This is a genomic window from Paenarthrobacter sp. NPDC090517 (genome assembly GCF_044769165.1).
GTDB lineage: Bacteria > Actinomycetota > Actinomycetes > Actinomycetales > Micrococcaceae > Arthrobacter.
In genome coordinates this window covers 1,073,738-1,093,065 of record NZ_JBIVXN010000001.1, presented here as the reverse complement: position 1 = coordinate 1,093,065, position 19,328 = coordinate 1,073,738, and the positions used below count along the sequence as shown (strand labels likewise).

At 62.1% G+C, this 19,328-nt stretch carries 20 protein-coding genes and 1 tRNA gene; 13 read left to right on the top strand and 8 right to left on the bottom strand.

What is annotated here, in order from left to right:
• The first annotated feature begins 44 nt into the window (after positions 1-44).
• Together ACIQTW_RS05075 and ACIQTW_RS05070 are read left to right on the top strand one after the other, a co-directional pair.
• Positions 45-674, top strand: a complete 630-nt coding sequence (locus tag ACIQTW_RS05075) for a PadR family transcriptional regulator (RefSeq protein WP_402936237.1) — start codon at positions 45-47, stop codon at positions 672-674.
• Complete coding sequence (locus ACIQTW_RS05070; protein ID WP_402934330.1) at positions 658-2,175, top strand: DHA2 family efflux MFS transporter permease subunit; 1,518 nt, start codon at positions 658-660, stop codon at positions 2,173-2,175. Before ACIQTW_RS05075 ends, ACIQTW_RS05070 begins: the two co-directional genes overlap by 17 nt.
• Before the next feature lie 108 nt (positions 2,176-2,283).
• On the opposite strand, the gene ACIQTW_RS05065 is transcribed toward ACIQTW_RS05070, so the two are convergent.
• The 5 genes from ACIQTW_RS05065 to ACIQTW_RS05045 all read right to left on the bottom strand — a co-directional run bounded on the left by ACIQTW_RS05065 (position 2,284) and on the right by ACIQTW_RS05045 (position 6,626).
• Positions 2,284-3,033 carry a GNAT family N-acetyltransferase gene (locus ACIQTW_RS05065; RefSeq protein ID WP_402934327.1) on the bottom strand — a complete coding sequence of 250 codons (750 nt, stop codon included), beginning with the start codon at positions 3,031-3,033 and terminating at the stop codon, positions 2,284-2,286.
• Positions 3,034-3,050: 17 nt separating this feature from the next.
• Entirely contained in the window at positions 3,051-4,076 is a 1,026-nt protein-coding gene (locus tag ACIQTW_RS05060; RefSeq protein ID WP_402934325.1) for an ATP-dependent 6-phosphofructokinase, read from the bottom strand.
• 199 nt (positions 4,077-4,275) lie between these two features.
• Positions 4,276-4,524, bottom strand: a complete 249-nt coding sequence (locus ACIQTW_RS05055) for a PspC domain-containing protein (RefSeq protein WP_402934323.1) — start codon at positions 4,522-4,524, stop codon at positions 4,276-4,278.
• A gap of 49 nt (positions 4,525-4,573) precedes the next feature.
• Positions 4,574-4,993, bottom strand: coding sequence for a hypothetical protein (locus ACIQTW_RS05050; protein ID WP_402934322.1), 420 nt, complete (start codon positions 4,991-4,993; stop codon positions 4,574-4,576).
• Between the two features lies 1 nt (position 4,994).
• A complete protein-coding gene (locus ACIQTW_RS05045; protein WP_402934319.1) occupies positions 4,995-6,626 on the bottom strand; it encodes a PspC domain-containing protein in 1,632 nt (543 codons plus the stop codon).
• Between the two features lie 125 nt (positions 6,627-6,751).
• Here ACIQTW_RS05045 and ACIQTW_RS05040 point away from each other — a divergent pair, with 125 nt between their 5' ends.
• The gene (locus tag ACIQTW_RS05040; protein ID WP_402934316.1) at positions 6,752-8,347 is read left to right on the top strand and encodes a PspC domain-containing protein; all 1,596 of its coding nucleotides are present in this window, start codon (positions 6,752-6,754) and stop codon (positions 8,345-8,347) included.
• On the top strand, positions 8,344-9,018 hold the full coding sequence (locus ACIQTW_RS05035; protein ID WP_402934315.1) for a LuxR C-terminal-related transcriptional regulator: 675 nt from the start codon (positions 8,344-8,346) through the stop codon (positions 9,016-9,018). The genes ACIQTW_RS05040 and ACIQTW_RS05035 overlap by 4 nt, the downstream gene beginning before the upstream one ends.
• 112 nt (positions 9,019-9,130) lie before the next feature.
• Here the strand turns inward: ACIQTW_RS05035 and ACIQTW_RS05030 are convergent, their stop codons facing one another.
• Positions 9,131-10,360 (bottom strand): pyridoxal phosphate-dependent aminotransferase, encoded by a 1,230-nt coding sequence (locus tag ACIQTW_RS05030; protein ID WP_402934312.1) that lies wholly within the window; start codon positions 10,358-10,360, stop codon positions 9,131-9,133.
• Between the two features lie 252 nt (positions 10,361-10,612).
• Between ACIQTW_RS05030 and ACIQTW_RS05025 the strand changes: the two genes are divergently transcribed.
• The 9 genes from ACIQTW_RS05025 to rplL all read left to right on the top strand — a co-directional run bounded on the left by ACIQTW_RS05025 (position 10,613) and on the right by rplL (position 17,137).
• Positions 10,613-10,685 (top strand) — tRNA-Trp (locus ACIQTW_RS05025).
• 80 nt (positions 10,686-10,765) lie between these two features.
• Complete coding sequence (secE, locus tag ACIQTW_RS05020) at positions 10,766-11,047, top strand: preprotein translocase subunit SecE (RefSeq protein ID WP_091469017.1); 282 nt, start codon at positions 10,766-10,768, stop codon at positions 11,045-11,047.
• Positions 11,048-11,161: 114 nt separating this feature from the next.
• Positions 11,162-12,007 carry a transcription termination/antitermination protein NusG gene (nusG, locus tag ACIQTW_RS05015; protein ID WP_402934310.1) on the top strand — a complete coding sequence of 282 codons (846 nt, stop codon included), beginning with the start codon at positions 11,162-11,164 and terminating at the stop codon, positions 12,005-12,007.
• 130 nt (positions 12,008-12,137) lie between these two features.
• Entirely contained in the window at positions 12,138-12,569 is a 432-nt protein-coding gene (gene rplK / locus ACIQTW_RS05010) for a 50S ribosomal protein L11 (RefSeq protein WP_011775609.1), read from the top strand.
• Positions 12,570-12,716: 147 nt separating this feature from the next.
• Complete coding sequence (rplA, locus tag ACIQTW_RS05005) at positions 12,717-13,424, top strand: 50S ribosomal protein L1 (RefSeq protein ID WP_011775608.1); 708 nt, start codon at positions 12,717-12,719, stop codon at positions 13,422-13,424.
• 108 nt (positions 13,425-13,532) lie between these two features.
• On the top strand, positions 13,533-14,642 hold the full coding sequence (locus tag ACIQTW_RS05000; protein WP_402934308.1) for a GNAT family N-acetyltransferase: 1,110 nt from the start codon (positions 13,533-13,535) through the stop codon (positions 14,640-14,642).
• Positions 14,621-15,790 carry a GNAT family N-acetyltransferase gene (locus ACIQTW_RS04995; RefSeq protein WP_402934306.1) on the top strand — a complete coding sequence of 390 codons (1,170 nt, stop codon included), beginning with the start codon at positions 14,621-14,623 and terminating at the stop codon, positions 15,788-15,790. The genes ACIQTW_RS05000 and ACIQTW_RS04995 overlap by 22 nt, the downstream gene beginning before the upstream one ends.
• Positions 15,791-16,089: 299 nt before the next feature.
• A complete protein-coding gene (gene rplJ, locus ACIQTW_RS04990; protein ID WP_011775605.1) occupies positions 16,090-16,683 on the top strand; it encodes a 50S ribosomal protein L10 in 594 nt (197 codons plus the stop codon).
• A gap of 76 nt (positions 16,684-16,759) precedes the next feature.
• The gene (gene rplL / locus ACIQTW_RS04985) at positions 16,760-17,137 is read left to right on the top strand and encodes a 50S ribosomal protein L7/L12 (protein ID WP_011775604.1); all 378 of its coding nucleotides are present in this window, start codon (positions 16,760-16,762) and stop codon (positions 17,135-17,137) included.
• A 133-nt stretch (positions 17,138-17,270) separates the two neighbouring features.
• Here rplL and ACIQTW_RS04980 read toward each other — a convergent pair whose 3' ends face one another.
• Together ACIQTW_RS04980 and ACIQTW_RS04975 are read right to left on the bottom strand one after the other, a co-directional pair.
• Positions 17,271-17,765, bottom strand: a complete 495-nt coding sequence (locus ACIQTW_RS04980; protein WP_402934303.1) for an aminoacyl-tRNA deacylase — start codon at positions 17,763-17,765, stop codon at positions 17,271-17,273.
• Complete coding sequence (locus ACIQTW_RS04975; protein ID WP_402934300.1) at positions 17,765-18,964, bottom strand: acetyl-CoA C-acetyltransferase; 1,200 nt, start codon at positions 18,962-18,964, stop codon at positions 17,765-17,767. The genes ACIQTW_RS04980 and ACIQTW_RS04975 overlap by 1 nt, the downstream gene beginning before the upstream one ends.
• Positions 18,965-19,328: the final 364 nt, after the last annotated feature.

Here is a 19,328-nt window from a genome sequence, read left to right as displayed (position 1 = left end):
GTGGAATAGTTGTTGTGGAATATTTGATGGGGAAGAAGGTCATCGTGCCGAAAATCGCGGAACTGACGCCGCTCGGTGTCGCTTCACTGGCGCTCCTGGCAGAGCAACCCATGCATCCGTACGAGATGTACCAATTGTTGATGGCACGCCATGAGGACCGCCTCGTCAAAGTCCGCCCCGGCACGCTTTATCACGCAGTGGGCCGGCTGGCGGAAAGCGGGCTTGTGGAGGCCGCAGGAACGGAACGCGAAGGCAACCGTCCCGAACGGACCACCTACAGGATTACCGCCGCCGGACATGAGGCCCTCGATGCGCGGATCCAAGGCATGCTCTCCACGCCCGTCAACGAATACCCCGTGTTTCCCCACGCAATCGCCGAAGCCCATAACCTTCCCGCGGCTGTGGTGATGGAACTGCTGGCGGAGCGGCTGGTAGCCCTCGGAACCGATCTCGACTTCCTCGTTCATGCCGAGGCAACAGTGACGGGCAAGGGGCTGGATCGCAAGTACTGGATCGACATCACGTATCAACAAGCAATGCGCCGAACGGAGATCGCGTGGATCCGCGAACTGCTTGAGGAGTTGGGCAACGGGCGCCTGCCCTGGGACGAACCCCGGTCAACTCCAAGTGAACTTAAATACAAGCCAAAGGAATCCCTTGGAAAACGTAGCTAAGCCGTGGCCCGCCCTGTGGTCACTGGTGGTGGGCTTCTTCATGATCCTCATCGACACCACTATTGTGTCCGTGGCCAACCCCCGGATCATGGAGGGCCTCAACACGGACATCAACGCCGTCATCTGGGTCACCAGCGCCTACTTGCTGGCCTACGCGGTGCCCTTGCTGATAACTGGCAGGCTGGGTGACCGCTTCGGGCCCAAGAACCTGTACCTGATCGGCTTGGTCGTCTTCACGCTCGCCTCGCTGTGGTGCGGACTTTCCGGCGACGTCACCATGTTGATCGCTGCCCGGGCAGTCCAAGGCTTGGGTGCCGCCATGATGACTCCCCAAACCATGGCCGTAATTACGCGCATCTTCCCGCCGGACCGCCGTGGTGCAGCTATGGGGCTGTGGGGAGCCACAGCCGGCATGGCCGTGCTGATCGGACCGATCCTTGGCGGCTTGCTGGTGGACAGCCTCGGCTGGGAGTGGATCTTCTTCGTCAACGTCCCCATCGGGATCGTGGCCTTCATCCTGGTCACACGTTTCGTGCCGAAGCTGTCTACCCACAGCCACACCTTCGACGTCGTGGGAGTGGTGCTGTCCGCCGTCGGCATGTTCCTGCTGGTGTTTGGCATCCAAGAGGGCCAGACGTACAAGTGGGGAACCGTAACTGGCTTCGTTTCAGTGTGGGGTCTGATCATCACGGGGCTTGTGGTTTTGGTGCTGTTTGTTGCCTGGCAGTGGCTCCTTGAACGCCGCGGCGGGGAGCCCCTGCTGCCGCTTGGCTTGTTCAAGGACCGCAATTTCTCCCTGGGCAACACCACCATCATGGCCGTTGGGTTTACGGTGACCGCCTTCCCGCTGCCTACCATCTTCTACTACCAAACCGTTCGGGGCCTGACGCCGACGCAGTCTGCGTTGCTGATGATTCCCATGGCCGTTATTTCAGGTGCGCTGGCCCCGTTCGTGGGCAAGCTCATAGACCGTGCCAACCCGCGCTGGTTCGCATCCTTCGGCCTCGTCTGCCTGGCCGGGGCATTGTTCTGGACGGCGTCCCTGCTCGGGCCGGACACTCCCATCTGGATGTTCCTGCTGCCAAGCGCTCTGCAGGGTGTTGCCAACGCCTTCATCTGGGGGCCGGTGTCCAACGCGACCACCCGCAACCTGGAACCACGTCAGGCAGGGGCAGGTTCGGGCGTCTTCAACACAACACGCCAAATTGGTGCTGTTCTCGGTTCGGCTGCCATCGCCGCCCTCATTCAGTCGCGGCTCGCGGCGGAGTTGCCCGCAGCTCCCGCCGGGGCTCCTGTGGGCGAAGCCTCCATGGGCGGAGTGTTGCCGGAAGCGCTGCACGCAGGATTCTCGACGGCGATGAGCCAGTCCATCTTGTTGCCCGCCTGCGCGATTCTGCTGGGCGCCGTGGTGGCGTTGTTCTTTGGCAAGCCGAAGTCGGTCAAAGGTTGGGGCGGGAAAGCCGCTGGAGAACCGGCCGTACAGGAAACTGTCCGGAAGTAGCATTGTTCGGTGCCGGGACCAGCCCACTTTTGGGCTGGTCCTGCCCTGTTTGAGGGCTGTTCCCGCCCTCTACCTGCCCAAAGGCGGGCCAGTTCGGTTCGGTGCTTGTTAGCCGAGGAGTACGCTCGCGTGGAGCCCGCCCGTGGCAAACCCAAGGCTGCGGGCCATCGCGAGAGCTCCGGTGTTGCTGACATCGGCTTTCCATTGAAGGGTCAGCCCGGATGCCAAGGCCTCGTGCGCAGCGATGGACGCGGCCAGGGTGCCCAGGCCGCGCCGTCGCCAGGGAGGCGCAACCAGAACGCCCATATTGGCCAGGATGCCTTCCCACTCGGAATAGGCGCCGCAGGCCACGGGCGTGGGCTGGTCCTCTTCGGGGTGCATGATGGTGAAGCGATGCTCAAGGCCCTGCAAGCCAACTTCGTTGACGTCATCCGGAGGGCACAGACCCTCCAGGCTGATTGCTTCGGGGTTGCCCTGCGAAACCGTAAGTTCGTCAGAGGGCTGCTGGAGCGGTAGGTCGTCTGCAAAGAACAACGCAGAGGAGCCAAGCCCATGCCCGCCGTGTGATCGTGTGATGGTCAGCAGCGTCACGTGTTGGGCGAGTTGGGTGTCGGGGATTGTTGCCGCATTATCCAGTGCCCATTGCGGTCCCACGAGCGCCGAGACGCCAAAGAGGCGAAGGAAAACCAGGGCCTGAGCAGAATCATCAACGCGGACTATACGGCTGCCGGGGTCCCCTGGGTCTGCCGCGGAAGTGGTGAGCCGGGCAGCTGCGGTGGCGAAAGCGTCGTCGTCGAGCCCCAAACGGCGAGCCCACGCCAGCTGGATAATGGCAGCAGACGTGGGCTCTAGAGTCATGGCTTCAGCCTAGTCGACTAGCCGAACAGCACAGACGCTTCGTCGTAGCGGTGTTGCGGTACGGTCTTGAGCTTGCCGAGTGCTTCTTCGAAGCCCACGTGGGAGATATCCGTACCCTTCAGGGCCACCATGGTGCCCCAGCGCCCTTCCACCACGGAGTCGATGGCTGCCATGCCCAAGCGCGTCGCCAGGACGCGGTCGTAGGCGGTGGGGACGCCACCACGCTGGATGTGGCCGAGGATCGTGGCCCGGGTTTCGATGCCCGTTCGCGCTTCGATTTCGGGTGCGAGCTGATCGGCGATGCCGCCAAGGCGGGGTCGGCCGAACGTATCCAGGCCGCGCTCGGAGTGCGGGGACTCCATGTGGTCCGGGACGAAGCCCTCGGCAACCACCACCAGCGGCGCACGGCCACGGTCGTGGGCTTCCTGGACCCATTCAGTGATCTGTTCGATGCTTGCCTTCTGCTCCGGAATCAGGATGGCGTGGGCGCCTGCTGCCATACCGGCGTGCAAAGCGATCCAACCGACGTGGCGGCCCATGACTTCGGCGATCATGCAGCGGTGATGGGATTCTCCGGTAGTACGCAGCCGGTCGATGGCCTCAGTGGCGATCTGCACGGCGGTATCGAAACCGAAGGTGTAATCAGTGGCATCAAGGTCGTTGTCCACAGTCTTGGGGACGCCAACAATCTTCAGCCCCGTATCGGTGAGGCGCTTGGCAGCTGCCAGCGTTCCCTCGCCACCAATTGCGATGATGGCGTCAATGCCAAGGCGTTCCATGTGTGCCTTGATGACGTCCGGGCCACCGCCGTTTTCAAACGGGTTGGTGCGGGAAGTACCCAAAATGGTGCCACCCTGCTTGGCGATACCGCGGACCATGGTGCGGGGGATGTCGATGACATCACCTTCAACTACACCGCGCCAGCCGTCGCGGAACCCCACAAATTCCTGGCCGTGGATGGCAATGCCCTTGAGGACTGATCCCCGGATCACTGCGTTGAGGCCGGGGCAGTCGCCACCGCTGGTAAGAATGCCAATTTTCATGTTTGCTCACTCATGGCTTGGAGGAATACGTGCAGAGCGCCACGCTGAGCTCCCAATGATTGTAGACGCGCATGTGGGGTGGGACACAAACGGTTACTTTTGACCCTGGCCGTGCGGTATTGGAAACCTGGCTGAAAACAACGAAACGCCCCGCCAGATGGCGGGGCGTTCCATTGTTTCGGCTGGCCGTAAACGGCAACTACCGGGAACGCTGGCTGATGAAGGATTCAAGTGCGATCTTGTTGTTCTGGTCCGGCAAGATGAGCCAGCCCAGGATATAGATCACGAAAGCCGGGCCGGGCAGCAGGCAGAAGAGCAGGAAAGCGACCCGGACGTACGCTACGTCGACCCTGAGTTTTGCTGCGATTCCGCCGCAGACTCCGCCGAGCCAGCGTTGCGGACCACGCTTCAGGCCGAAGCCCCTGACGATGCTGAAGAACTTGTCCATGGCTACACCCTTCCCTGTTGCGGTTGCTTTGTCACGTTGCTGCGTCCAGTCAGTTCGCCGGGCTCTTCGGTGTGCCGGAACCCTTGCGGGCCGACAGGAGACCACCGACCACCAGGGCTGCTCCGGCGCCGATCATCAGGCCAATCAGGACATACGTACCGTTCAGCGTGACCCAGCCGAGTGTCGAGATGACGATCAAGGCAGCGAGGGCGATCACGATCAATCCCCACACCACTGTGCCTATCCGGGCCTGCCGGGGTTCGTCGTCGTCCGCATGATCCACCTTGAAGCTGGGCTCCAACGGTGGCGTGAGCGGGATCTGCTGGAGGCTCGGCTTGGGAAGGGCTTCCGTGGGGCGGGTTTCCCTGGGCAAGGCCTCTGTTGGGCGGGTTTCGGTATTCCGTGGTTCCTTGGGCAGGGGTTCGGTCGGTTGGGCCTCGCGTGCCTTGCCTGGCTCGTTGATGCTCATATCAGTTTCCTTCCTGGATGGTCACGTTGCTGAACGTGCCGTCAATTTCCACCACGAGGTTGGCTCCGGGCTTTTCGGTGTTGTAGAGCGTCCTCTCGTCCTGCAAACGGCCGCCCCGGTCTGTGCCACGTTCGTTGAGGTTTCCGAATGTCATGTCTGCCCTAACCTCCACGGGGACGTCATCGGGGATGACCACGGTGACGTTGCTGGCGGTGGCATCAACCGGAATCAGGACTTCGGAAACCAGCGGGGGAGTCATGGTGATTTCGCTCAGGTCCACCACACCTTGTGCCCCGGTAACATCAATGCCTTGCCGTGCCTGCTCCAAGCTGGTGGGCGCCCAGTTCACGTCATGGAAGGTGAAGCGGTCGCCGTCCCTGGGGACCACATTGAAGATTCCACCAATAATCAGGGCCGCCACGGCGAGGAAGCCAAGGAAGCCTGACGTCCGCCCACGAAGGCCCGCGATGAGGATGCCCAAGCCCAGTACTGCGGCACCCGTAGCCCACACCACGGCGTTGGCCGAATTGCCCAGATCAATGACGTTTCCGACGTCGAGCGCTTTCAACGTACCGCCGGCAAGAAGTGCCGCACCGGCTGAGACCGAAACGATCGCAGCCCCCGGACCCCTGCGCTTGGCAGCAGCGGGCTTGGGTTGCCAGCCTTGTGGGGAACCGTAAGGAGGGCGCGGGCCGGAAGGCGTCGACGGTCCTGAGGGGCCGAATGGCCCAGACGGGGGGATGGGCCCGGACCCTTGGCCATGTCCGGAGCCGTAGCCAACTGCCGGGCCATAGGCTCCGCCTGTAGAAGGAGCTCCGTAGGATTTACTGGCGGGCTGGCCGCTGCCGTAGACAGGCACACCGGTGTTGGTGCCGGTGGACGTGGTTGACGCGAATGACGTGGGCGTACCGTAGGCGGCTGTGCTGCCGGATGCTGTGGAATAGGGTGTCCCGGAGTAATTTTGATGGCCCACAGGTGGAGTTCCCTTCGAAGCTTTGTTGCGTTGAACCAGGAAGTAGATGAGGTAGAAGACGCCGCCCATCCAGAAGAGCGTCCAGAACAGCCCAGGGAGTCCATCCCAGCCCCAGCCCCAGAATCCGCGGCCCAGGCTCGGCAGGCCGATGATGGTGGTGATCAACGCACCGGTCATGCCCCCTGACCATCGGCCCCTAGCTGCTTCCTGCACGTGGATGCGGCCGTCAGGCTCCGGGAGGAGTGCCCAGGCCACGCCGTACAGCAGCACGCCGACGCCCGCGAACAGGGCAAGGACAATGAAGATGCCCCTCACAATCAGGGGGTCGATGCCGAACCGGTGAGCCACCCCGCTTGAGACGCCGCCGATCCAACGATCCGGTCCCCGGCGGATGCCTTGGCTACGGATCCAGTCGAAGAAGTTCTGCTGGGAGGTTGCAGGCGCGCTGCCGGCTTGCGGGTAGCCGCTGGTGGCACCACTTCCCATGGGAGAACCGGTTTCATTGGATGCGCCCGAAGGCGCCCCGGAAGGTGCGCCCGAAGGTGCCCCGGACGTGGCACCTTGGGCGCCGGTTGAAGCGCCGGTGTTGGCGCTGGAGCCGGATTCGCCGGCGGTGCCTGGCGTTCCGGGTTCCTCTGGGTTCATGCTGTTCGCGTTCATACTTCGATCCTGCCGCCCGGGCCATGCTTCCCTCTACTGGGGGATACCCTGATTGATCCCTGAGGGACCCCCGAACAACGCTGGTTTCCGGTCCGGGGCACCCTGATCCGTGTTTGGATTGGTACATGACAACCGTTGTGCAACGCCCCACGCTGGTCCGCAGCAGCGACCGCATGATCGCGGGCGTTTGCAGCGGTTTAGCCGATCATTTGGGCTGGCCGGTCAAGTTCGTCCGGCTGGGCATGATTCTGGCTTGCTTCGCCGGTGGAGCAGGCGTGGCCTTCTACGCATGGCTGTGGACCATGGTTCCCACCGCGGACGAGAACGCCAAGCGCAATGCCCGCCGACCGGCGTCGCCCATTGCTCCTGCGGTGAGCCTCCCGCCCACCTCCGTGGCCTCCGGCCCCTCCGCGGCGCCAACGTACGACGCCGGACCCGCGCCTACCGCGGCTGGCTCGCCTCCGGCTTCCGGTTCAGTCACAGGCAGCCGCCCGGTTTCCGGCAGTGCTTCCAACCCGGGCAACGGTTCTGTCCTCGGAGATGCAAGCGCCAGGCCTGTCGCTGAACCTGCTGCCTTTGGCAGTGCCACGACATCGTGGGACTGGGCGGGAACGCGGGACAGGGCGGGAACGCGGACCTTGGCCGGATCCCGGGACAGGGCAGAATCCGGGGACGGGGCAGCCAACGGCACGGGAAGTACGGTGTCGTCCTGGTTCACGTTCCGCAAGATCGAGTACGGCAAGGAAATCCTGCTCGGCGCGGCCTTGCTCTTGGTCGCTGCAATCCTGATCGCACGCCAGTTCGGCGTTGACGTCCCCTTGGGCACCCTTATTCCGGCCGCCGCCATTCTCGGTGGTGCAGCGATTGCCTGGATGCAGCTCGATGAGACCCGCAGGGCCGGCCTGGTGGACAAGACCAAGGCCGACCAAGCTGGCGGCTGGACGCGCTTGGCAGCGGGTTTGGCGTTGGTGGTGGCCGGCGTCCTGGTGATGGTGTCCGGCTCGGGGTCGTGGGAGCAGACGTGGCTGGCTTTGCTTGCCTCTGTGGCCGTTTTGGGCGGCGTTGCCTTGGTCCTGCTGCCATGGGGGCTGAAATTCTGGAAAGACCTTGAAACGGAACGCGCCGGCCGGGTCCGTGAAACTGAACGCGCGGAGATCGCTGCCCACTTGCACGATTCCGTCCTTCAGACCTTGGCACTCATCCAGCGCCGGGCGGGATCCGAGCAGGACGTCATCCGGCTCGCAAGGGCCCAGGAACGCGAACTTCGGTCCTGGCTGTTCAGCGATCCTGCCAAGGAATCGGGCCTTTTGGCGGACAGGATCAAGGCTGTCGCGGCGGAAGTGGAGGACTCCCATGGGCATGCCGTGGAGGTAGTCACTGTAGGGGACACCGACATGACGGACCGGCACGAGGCCTTGGTCCAGGCGGCCAGGGAAGCCATGCTCAACGCCGCCCGACATGGTGGCGGGACAGTGTCCGTGTACTTGGAGAGCACTGCCGGTAGTACGGAGATCTTCATCAAGGACCGCGGCCCGGGCTTCGACCCTGATGCTGTCCCGGATGACAGGCTGGGCGTTAAGGAGTCGATCATCGGCCGGATGAAACGGCACGGCGGCACGGCGGTCATCAACAGCAACAGTGATGGAACGGAAGTCCGATTGGCCCTTCCATCAATAGGTCCGGACGCCAGCGAGCAGCGGAATGGAGAAGCGAAGCAATGAACAACAGCCCTGAAAGTGGTGCCGGACGCAGGGTGCGCGTGGTCATCGTGGACGACCACACCATCTTCCGCTCCGGTTTGAAGGCGGACCTCGACGAACGCATGGATGTGGTGGGCGAGGCCGGCACAGTGGAACAGGCCATTGCCGTCATAGCCGGGACCCGCCCTGAAGTAGTGCTCCTGGACGTGCATCTGCCAGGCGGACTGGGTGGTGGCGGACGTGAAGTCATTGCGGGCTCCGGCGCTTTGCTCGGCACCACCAGCTTCCTGGCCCTGAGCGTGTCCGACGCCGCGGAGGACGTGGTGTCGGTCATCCGGGCCGGAGCACGTGGGTACGTCACCAAGACCATCTCCGGCAAGGAGATTTCCGACGCCGTTATTCGCGTGGCCGATGGCGATGCCGTCTTCTCACCTCGCTTGGCGGGCTTTGTGCTGGACGCTTTCGGAACCGCTCCCGCTGACATTGCCGATGACGAATTGGACAAGCTCTCTGCCCGCGAACTCGAAGTCATGCGGCTCATTGCCCGGGGTTACAGCTACAAGGAGGTGGCCAAGGAACTGTTCATCTCCATCAAGACGGTGGAAACGCATGTGTCGGCAGTGCTGAGGAAGCTCCAGCTGTCCAGCCGCCACGAACTCACCAAGTGGGCAGCCGAGCGTCGCCTTCTCTAACGCTCTCTCACGTCCCGTCGGGTTTTCCCGATCGCTCTTTCACTTCCCTCGCCTTAAACGGAAACGCTCTTCCACCTGTCATAGGTGGAAGAGCGTTTGCTTTGGCTGGTTGCTACTTGGCCTTGCCCAGGAACTCCTGGATGCGGCGGACACCCTCGGCGAGGTCGTCATCGCCGAGTGCGTAGGACAGGCGCACGTAGCCGGAAGGACCGAAGGCCTCGCCCGGAACAATGGCAACTTCGACTTCGTCGAGGATGAGCGTGGCGAGTTCCGCAGAGGTGGACGGGCGGACGGGACCGTTGGAGGTCTCGAATTCCTTACCCAGCAGGCCGCGGACGTCCGCGTAGACGTAGAAGGCGCCGGTCGGCGTCGGGCATTCAACGCCATCGATCGCGTTCAGGCCAGCGACAATCGCCTTGCGGCGGCGGTCGAATGCAACTTTCATCTCGTCGACGGCGGTCAGCGGACCCGTGAGGGCTGCTGCGGCTGCGACCTGCATGATGTTGGAGACGTTGGACGTCGCGTGGGACTGCAGGTTGGTGGCGGCCTTGATGACGTCTGCAGGGCCGATCATCCAGCCAACGCGCCAACCGGTCATGGCGTAGGTCTTGGCAACGCCGTTGAGGATGACAACTTTGTCGCCCAGTTCCGGTGCTGCAGTGGCGATGGAGGTGAACTCGACGCCGTCGTAGGTCAGGTGCTCGTAGATCTCGTCAGTGACAACCCAGAGCCCCTTGGACGCGGCCCACTTTCCGATCTCCGCAACCTGCTCGGGGCTGTAAACAGCGCCTGTGGGGTTGGACGGGGAAACGAACAACAGGATCTTGGTCCTGTCCGTTACAGCGGCCTCAAGCTGCTCGACAGTGACCAGGTAGCCCTGTTCCGGTCCGGCGAAGACCTCAACGGGCACGCCGCCGGCGAGGCGGATGGCTTCCGGGTACGTGGTCCAGAAGGGCGTGGGGATGATGACTTCGTCGCCCGGGTCCACGAGGGTTGCGAACGTGTTGTAGACGGCCTGCTTGCCTCCGTTGGTCACCAGGACTTGGGAAGGGTCAACCTGGTAGCCGGAGTCCCGCAGCGTCTTCTCCGCGATGGCCTTCTTCAGTTCGGGCAGGCCACCTGCGGGGGAGTAGCGGTGGTACTTCGGCTGGCCTGCCGCCTCAATGGCGGCCTGGACGATGTAGTCCGGGGTGGGAAAATCAGGTTCGCCGGCACCGAAACCGATCACGGGACGTCCCGCGGCCTTCAGTGCCTTGGCCTTGGCGTCAACGGCAAGGGTGGCGGATTCTGCAATGGCGGAGATTCGCTGTGAAATGCGGGCGGTAGTTGTTCCGGCAGACATCTATGTACCGTTCTTCGCAGGCAGCTCGAGGGCTGGATGATGGGATTCGACGTAAACTACCTTATGCTGTTCTGCGGAGCTCCCGGGTGCCTGCAGAACTTTGTGACTGATAATGCTGGTCACAGGCTTTTAGTGCTGGGAGGTCCGGAATCGGGCCGGTTCGACTATCGCGAAATTCTTGCGTAGACTGGTTCACCGGTGTTGAAAAGCACCACAGGCTGAAGTGCGGCCTGAAACATGGATTCGATCCATAGGGTAGTGGCGCAATTGGTAGCGCAGCGGTCTCCAAAACCGCAGGTTGCAGGTTCGAGTCCTGTCTGCCCTGCGCAAGCTGTTCCGGCGGAAACGCCGGGGCACGCGCAGCAACCATGGCTCTGATCAGAGTCGGGTCAACGACTTTGCAAGGTGAGTGAGGACCAGGTGACCGAAACAGCTGCCAGCAGCTCGAAGGGCCGTCCCGCCAAGAAAGCCGATCGCGGCTTCTTCGCCCGTATTGCACTCTTCGTCCGCCAGGTAATTGGTGAACTGAAGAAGGTCGTTGCGCCCACCCGCAAGGAACTGATCAATTACACGCTCGTGGTGCTGGTGTTCGTGGCCATCATGATGCTCATCGTCAGCCTGCTGGACATCGCCTTCGGGACGGGAGCCAGTTGGGTCTTCGGTGGGACAGGCGTCACGGACCGCTAAGCGGATCTGTCCGCAAACTGTGTGAAATTCCTTGTTAGCTCAGGGATTTCGCGGGGTTTGCGGAATTGAGCCATTTAAATAGGCATGTTAGGCAATGAGGAAGCAGGAGACCAAGTGTCTGAGCAGGAGCTCGAGGTAAACGAGACTGAGCTGGAAGAAACTGAGGGCGCCGCAGCTGAGGCTGTGGAAGAGTCCGAGGTTGATTCCGCTGCGCCCGAATCTGCCGACGCCGACGATTCCGAAGAGGACTTCGAAGCTGACGTGGACGACGAGTCTGATGACGCGTCGGACGAGGTTGCCGGCGACGAGGAAGAGTCCGACGGCGACGACCTGGCAGCCGCTGCTGCTGCAGCACCGGCCGATCCGGCTGAGGAGTTCAAGGCCAAGCTGCGCCGCCAGGAAGGTGACTGGTACGTCATCCACTCCTACGCCGGTTACGAGAACCGCGTGAAGGCCAACCTTGAGACCCGCATCCAGACCCTGGACATGGAAGATTACATCTTCGAGATTCAGGTGCCCATGGAAGAGGTCGTTGAGATCAAGAACGCGCAGCGCAAGGTCATCAACCGCGTGCGCATTCCCGGCTACGTCCTCGTCCGCATGGACCTGACCGACGCTTCCTGGGGCGCCGTTCGCCACACGCCGGGTGTCACCGGCTTCGTGGGCAATGCCCACAACCCCGTCCCGCTGCGGCTCGATGAGGTCTTCTCCATGCTCGCCCCGGTCTTCGAAGAAGAGCAGGCAGAGCAGGGCAAGCCCGTCAACAAGCAGAACCAGGCTCCCGTGGCCGTCGACTTCGAGGTCGGCGAGTCGGTCATCGTCAAGGAAGGTCCGTTCGAGACCCTCCCGGCTACGATCTCCGAGATCAAGCCCGAGTCCCAGACCCTCGTGGTTCTGGTCTCGATCTTCGAGCGCGAAACCCCGGTGACGCTCGCATTCAACCAGGTCACCAAGATCTAGCTGATTCCAAAATTTCGCTCCAGTCCTGCCTGCTTAGCAGTTCGGGAGCGGCCGGTCGCCTCGCCATGGCGACCACCAACCTGGGACGCGCTCCTGTGTCCCAGGAAGCTATTGAGAGAAGGACCCTACATTGGCTCCCAAGAAGAAGGTCACCGGCCTCATCAAGCTGCAGATCCAGGCAGGTGCCGCTAACCCGGCTCCGCCGATCGGTCCTGCGCTTGGCCAGCACGGTGTCAACATCATGGAATTCTGCAAGGCGTACAACGCTGCAACGGAATCCCAGCGCGGAAACGTTATCCCGGTTGAAATCACGGTTTACGAAGACCGTTCCTTCACCTTCATCACCAAGACCCCGCCGGCTGCAGAGCTCATCAAGAAGGCTGCAGGCGTCGCCAAGGGTTCAGCTACCCCGCACACCGTCAAGGTTGCCAAGCTGACCCAGGCACAGGTCGAGGAAATTGCTTCCACCAAGATGGAAGACCTCAACGCCAACGACATCAAGGCAGCTGCCCTGATCATCGCAGGCACCGCCCGTTCCATGGGCATCACAGTAGAAGGCTAGTAACCTTCGAAGGCCCTGGTGGCCTTCACCCGCCGGGCAACCGGCATCTGAAACATTGAAATGTCGCAGGATCCTTGCCGGATCCACGACTTGTGGCAGGGCCCAGCGCGGTCCGCAGACCACAACTGCACAAGGAGAAATAGCAGCATGGCAAAGCGCAGCAAAGCATATGAGGCAGCCGTAGCCAAGATCGAGGCAGACAAGGTCTACGCCCCGATCGAGGCCATCACCCTCGCGAAGGACACCAATCCTTCCAAGTTCGACGCAACCGTTGAGGTCGCTTTCCGCCTGGGTGTTGACCCGCGTAAGGCTGACCAGATGGTTCGTGGCACCGTCAACCTGCCCCACGGCACCGGTAAGACCGCCCGCGTCCTCGTCTTCGCAACCGGCGACAAGGCTGAAGCAGCTATCGCTGCCGGCGCCGACTTCGTTGGTTCCGATGACCTGATCGAAAAGATCGCAGCCGGCTGGACCGACTTCGACGCCGCAGTGGCAACCCCTGACCTCATGGGCAAGGTTGGCCGCCTCGGTAAGGTCCTCGGCCCGCGTAACCTGATGCCGAACCCGAAGACCGGTACGGTTACCCCGGATGTCACCAAGGCTGTCAACGACATCAAGGGTGGCAAGATCGACTTCCGCGTCGACAAGCACTCCAACCTGCACTTCATCATCGGCAAGGTGTCCTTCGACGTCAACAAGCTGGCTGAGAACTACGCAGCAGCACTGGAAGAGGTGCTTCGCTTGAAGCCGTCCGCTTCCAAGGGCCGCTACATCCAGAAGGCTACCGTTGCCACCACGTTCGGTCCGGGCATCACCGTTGACCCGAACGTCACCAAGGTCCTCGTCGACGCGTAAGCTTCGCGAGCACTTGCTCTGATAAAGGACCGTCCGGCTTTGCCGGGCGGTCCTTTTTCTTGCCCTTTTCCCTGTTCACCAACGGGGGAGAGCCGTAGGCTGTGGTGCGTGCCGACGTCGAACTCTTCCGCCATCTCCGGGTTGTCCGTGGAGCGTATCCCGGTCCCGAAAGGCCCCGACGCGCATGGCGAGCCCGACTTCCGTGCCTTCCATGACCTGGAAGTTGCCCACCACATGGATCTCTGGGGCAATCTGGACCGGTGCTCCACTCTGGCTGAGGCTGTCCTCTTCTGGCAGGGCAATGAATACGAAGAACGGTATGTTTTCCTGGCACGCCTCGATGGAACAGTGGTGGGCAGCGGCACCCTGACCTTACCGCTGAGCGAAAACACGACGACGGCGGGTGTGGACGTCCTGGTTGACGCTGCCTATCGTCGGCGCGGTATTGGGACGAGGGTCCTCGGGGTGCTGGAGCAAGTGGCCCGTGAGCGGGACCGCGTGTCCTTTGACGCGTTTTGCGCGGAGCCAATCCGGCTCATCAACCCGGGCGTTGAGTTGTTGGGGGCAAAGTCAGGCACGGGTGGCGTCCCAATGGATTCCGCCTCCACCCGCTTTGCCCTCCATCACGGGTATTCCCTGGAGCAGGTCGAAACCAACAGCACGCTGCCCCTCCCGGTCGAAGAAGCGCTCCTGCAGGACCTTGAAGAGCAGGCAACAAACCGGGCAGCCGGCTACAGCCTCATCGGGTGGCAGGACCGCTGCCCTGAGGAGCTAGTGGATGTGTTCGCGAAGCTCAAAAGCCTCATGAGCACCGAGGTGCCCATCGCAGGCCTTGGCTGGGAGGGCGAGGACTGGGATGCCAACCGCGTCCGTCTCGAGGAATCCACGTGGCTGGCAGGCGGCGTTGCTTCCACGGCGGCTGTTGCCCGGCACGACGCCACGGGGGAGTTGGCGGCATACACCATACTCACCCATCGCGAGGCTACCCCGGGCATGGTCTATCAAGAGGACACGTTGGTTGCCCCGGGGCACCGCGAACACCGCCTTGGCATGCTGGTCAAGATTGCCAATCTTCGCCGTATTCACGAGCTATGGCCCAGCGCCACGTCCGTTATGACATGGAACGCCAATGAAAACCGGCATATGCTGGCCATAAATATCGCACTAGGATTCAAGCCCTCCGGCTTTGACGGCGAATGGCAGAAACGGCTGGAATGACTGTAGACGAGGCGAAGACCGTTCAAGTCGAGCAGCTATGGGTGCCTGACACCTTGGACAGCCCCGACGCCGCTGATTTCCTGGACGCCGTTGAAGTTGGACGCCGGGTACGCATGGAGACGTGGGGGAGTGACGACCTCGCCTATACGCCTTTGGAAAAGCTGTTGGAGTTTTCCGATCCCTACGAGCGCCAGATCATTTTGGTGGCAAAGGTGGAGGGCGTCATTGTGGGCACAGTGGATATCGCCTTGCCGTTGGCGGACAATCTGGACCTTGCCGAGTTCACCCTGGACATCCTTCCCGAATTCCAGGGGCAAGGTGTTGGCCGTCAGTTGCTGGAGGCAGCGGAGCAGCTCGCACGGGCTGAGGGACGCACCATGGCGCTGGTGGATACCAACCACCCGGCAACGTCGCTCACTGAGATACCCGAGGATCAATTGATCCCGGGCAGCGGCGCCGGCTTTGTTCCTGAGAGCAGCAGGGAGGTGGACTTCGCCAAACGGGCCGGGTACACCCTTCAGCACATAGAACAGTTCAGTTCATGCGTGCTGCCCTTGGATTCCAAGCTCGTGGGGGACCTTCAGCTTGAAGCCGAGGAAGCCAATGGCGGCCGGTACACCCTGCACCACTGGACTGACCGTTGTCCCGAGGCCTGGCTGGAAGCTGTGGCCGCCCTGGAGAACGCTGCTGGCGAGGTAGTCCGTGACAAAGGAGATGAAGACGCGCCTGAAGTGGAGGCGAGCGGAATGGTCTTCGACGCAACGGTACTCCGCGAAACCGAGGATGCGGCCTTGGCGCAGGGCCGGCGGACGGTGGTGACCGCCGTCGAGCATGTGGAAAGCGGACGGCTGGTTGGCCTGACAACCATCAGCGTCCTCGCGCACCGCCAGGATGTGGTTTTCCAAGACGATACTTTGGTTCTTCAGGACCATCGGGGCAACAAGCTCGGCCTGTTGATCAAGGTTGCCAACATGGAACGGCTGAGCGAGCAGTTTCCGGACGCCCGGGTCATCTATACCTGGAACGCCCCGGAGAACAGGTATCTCCTGACCGTGAACAAGCAGTTGGGATTTACCACCGCGGGTGTCACCGGACTGTGGCAGAAGGAGCTTCCGGGCAGGCTCGCAGGGGCTACTTCGTCAGACTAGGCAGGGCCGATTTGGTTTGCCGAACACTCTCCCGTAACCTTGAAGTACCAAAGACCGTCGGTTGATGGGAATCCACTCTTTCGAGCACAGCTCAATTCTGTAGCTGCGCCCTTGAGGTAAAAGTGAATTCCTTGACGAAGGACCCTGAACATAGGGCGGCCGGCGCAGGTGAACGAAGCAAGTCTCCACGGATCAAACTGTGTTGAGCCAAGCCCCGTGCATCTGCGCGGGGCGTTTTTAGTTTTAGCTCTCGTGAGCGGGGACCCGGAAGACCGGCTTTATTCCCCGGAAGGAGGGTTATGACAACGCCTAGCAAGATCTCCGCAGTTGCAGAGATCACCAACGATTTCAAGGAATCGAACGCGGCTGTCCTGACCGAATACCGCGGGCTCACTGTTGCACAGCTCAAGGAACTGCGTGTTGCGCTCGGCCAGGACACCAAGTTCTCGGTCGTCAAGAACACCCTGAGTGCCATTGCAGCCAAGGAAGCTGGAGTTGAAGCATTCAACGATCAGCTCGCCGGCCCTACTGCAATCGCCTTCATCAAGGGTGACGCTGTTGCTGCTGCCAAGAGCCTGACGGACTTTGCCAAGGCCAACAAGCAGCTGGTTATCAAGACCGGCGTCTTCGAAGGCAAGGCATTGGACGCAGCAGGAGTTGCCGCACTGGCAGCCCTCGAGTCCCGCGAGCTGCAGCTTGCACGTGTTGCTGGTGTCCTCAAGGCTCCCGCATCCGCTGCTGCACGCATCATCGACGCTCTGCGCCTCAAGCTTGAAGAAGAGGGCGGCGCATCTGCACCGGCCGCTGAAGAAGCCCCGGCCGCTGAAGAGGCTGCTGCTGAAGAGGTTGCGGCTCCGGCCGAAGCCGCTGAAGCTGCAACCGAAGAGAACTAAGTTCTCCCCTCAATCAAACTCTGGTGCATGGACAGGCTTAGCCCGGATCTGTACCAACTAATGGAAGGACGCCACCATGGCGAAGCTCAGCAACGAAGAGCTCATTGAAGCTTTCAAGGAACTGACCATCATCGAGCTCTCCGAGTTCGTCAAGCTCTTCGAAGAGACCTTCGAAGTTACGGCTGCTGCTGTTGCAGTTGCTGGCCCCGCTGCCGGCGGTGCTGCTGAAGCTGCTGAAGAGAAGACCGAATTCGACGTCGTTCTCGAAGCTGCTGGCGACAAGAAGATCGCAGTGATCAAGGAAGTTCGCGCCATCACCTCCCTCGGCCTCAAGGAAGCCAAGGACCTGGTTGACAGCGCACCGAAGGCTGTTCTCGAAGGCGCCACCAAGGAAGCTGCCGAGAAGGCAAAGGCTCAGCTCGAAGAAGCTGGCGCCACGGTTACCCTCAAGTAACTCGTCTTGCTTGTGGAAGCCCCGTCCGGTTCGCCGGGCGGGGCTTCCTGCGTTAACACACCCAAGGCTTCGGGCACCCAAGTAGGTAGCAGTTGAGGCCGTTTTGGGCTCTCAAAACGGCCTCAACTGCTACTTAGTTGGGTTCGCTGATGTCAGCTACTACCGCACCCAGGGCGGCGATCAGTGCATCCGCGTCCACGAACGCGCTCCGGCCGTGTGCCCCGGCACCCATGGAGATGCGGCGCCCGGTAATGGTGGCATCGGCATAGACAGGCCACGGGGTGGTGCTGCCCAGCGGAGTGATGGTTCCACGCTCATAGCCGGTGGCGGCCAAGGCGACGTCGGCGTGGGGGAGCGAGAGTTTATTGACCCCTACCAAGGCTCGCAGTTTGGGCCAGGAGATCTGCCGGTCTCCCGGAATGAGCGCGAAAAGGAAGCTGCCATCGCGATGCTTGACCACCAACGACTTCACAATGTCCGCGGGGCTGATGCCCAGGATGTCGGCAGCCTCTTCCAGGCTGCGGGCAGCCGGACGCTCGACGACGTCAACGTCCAGGCCGCGCGCGGCGGCGTCTGACAAAAATCTCCCGGCACCACCCGTTTTGGATGCAGCCCATTCCTCAGTCATCAGTCGCGGTACAGGAGGAGGGCTTCACCCTGGCCTCCGCCTCCGCACAAGGAGACAGCGGCTTTTCCGGTTCCCCTGCGCTTGAGCTCGTGTGCCGCGTGCAACGCGAGCCGTGCTCCGGACGCCCCGATGGGGTGGCCCAGGGCAATGGCACCGCCGTGGATGTTGCATTTCTCCAGTGGGTAGCGGAGATCCTTGAGGGACTGGACGGCCACCGAACCGAAGGCCTCGTTGATTTCGATGAAGTCCAGGTCCTCCGCCGTCCAGCCGGCGCGCTTCAAGGCCTGCGCAATGGCGTTCGATGGCTGGGAGTGCAGCGAGTTGTCGGGCCCTGCAACCTGCCCGGGCTTGCCGACCACAGCCAGGTAGTCCAGCCCGTTGTCCTTGGCGAACCGGCGACTGGTCAACACCAGTGCGGAGGCGCCGTCGGACAGGGGAGAGGAGTTGCCGGCGGTGATGGTGCCGTCGGTAGCGAAAGCAGCCTTGAGTGGCGCCAGCGTCTCCAATGAGGTGTTGGGCCTGACGCCTTCATCGGCGGTGAGCACCAGGGGATCGCCCTTGCGCTGCTTGACGCTGACCGGAGCGATTTCGACGTCGAAAGTCCCGTCCGCGATAGCGGCTGCAGCCCGCTGGTGGGAGGCTACTGCAACTTCGTCCTGGGCCTTGCGGTCGATGCCGAGCGTGACGTTCTTCGTTTCCGTGGACAACCCCATGGATTGTCCGTCGAAAGCATCGGTGAGGCCGTCGTGAGCGGCGACATCCAGGGCCTGGATGGCTCCGTAAGTCCAGCCCTGGCGGGATCCCGGGAGCAGGTGCGGCGCGCGGGTCATGGATTCCTGGCCTCCGGCAACCACTACTGTGGCATCACCGCTGCGGATCATGCGTGCTGCATCAATGACGGCTGTGAGGCCGGATAGGCACACCTTGTTGATCGTGACGGCAGGGATGTTCCAACCGACGCCCGCGGCGATGGCGCTCTGCCGGGCGGGATTCTGGCCCGCGCCGGCCTGGAGGACCTGGCCCATGATGACGGCGTCCACTTGCTCGGCCTTGACACCGCTGGCCGCGAGTGCGGCAGTTATGGCATGAGCACCGAGGTCGACGGCGGTGAAGCCCGCCAATTGCCCGTTGAGCCGACCCTGTGGTGTACGGGAAGCAGCAAGGATGACAACATCATTGTCGTCAGCGGAGTTGTTCATGGTCTCTCTTCCGATCCGGGAGTGGTGTAGCAAGGCTATCGCGGAGCGCGCGCCAGCCTACCTCTTCAACAATTGTGCCGTTCCGCCCATTCCTCACGTACCTGACCGGGCATTGGTGCCTGCAGCAACCGTGCTTGCAATCACGGACGATCTGGGGTAGACAGAAAGGCTGCTTTGCCGTATCGTAGATATTTGCGTCTTCCCTGTTAACCTTCAGCCTTCATATAGCGGTGGGCTTTACCTCTCAGCTGCGTCATTGACGTGCCGTTCCGAAACGTGCACTGTCATAAGCGGACTGGGTCCGGGTCATATAGCGGAACCGGAACAAGTATCCTGCGGAGCACTCTGCAGGATGCAAACGGGG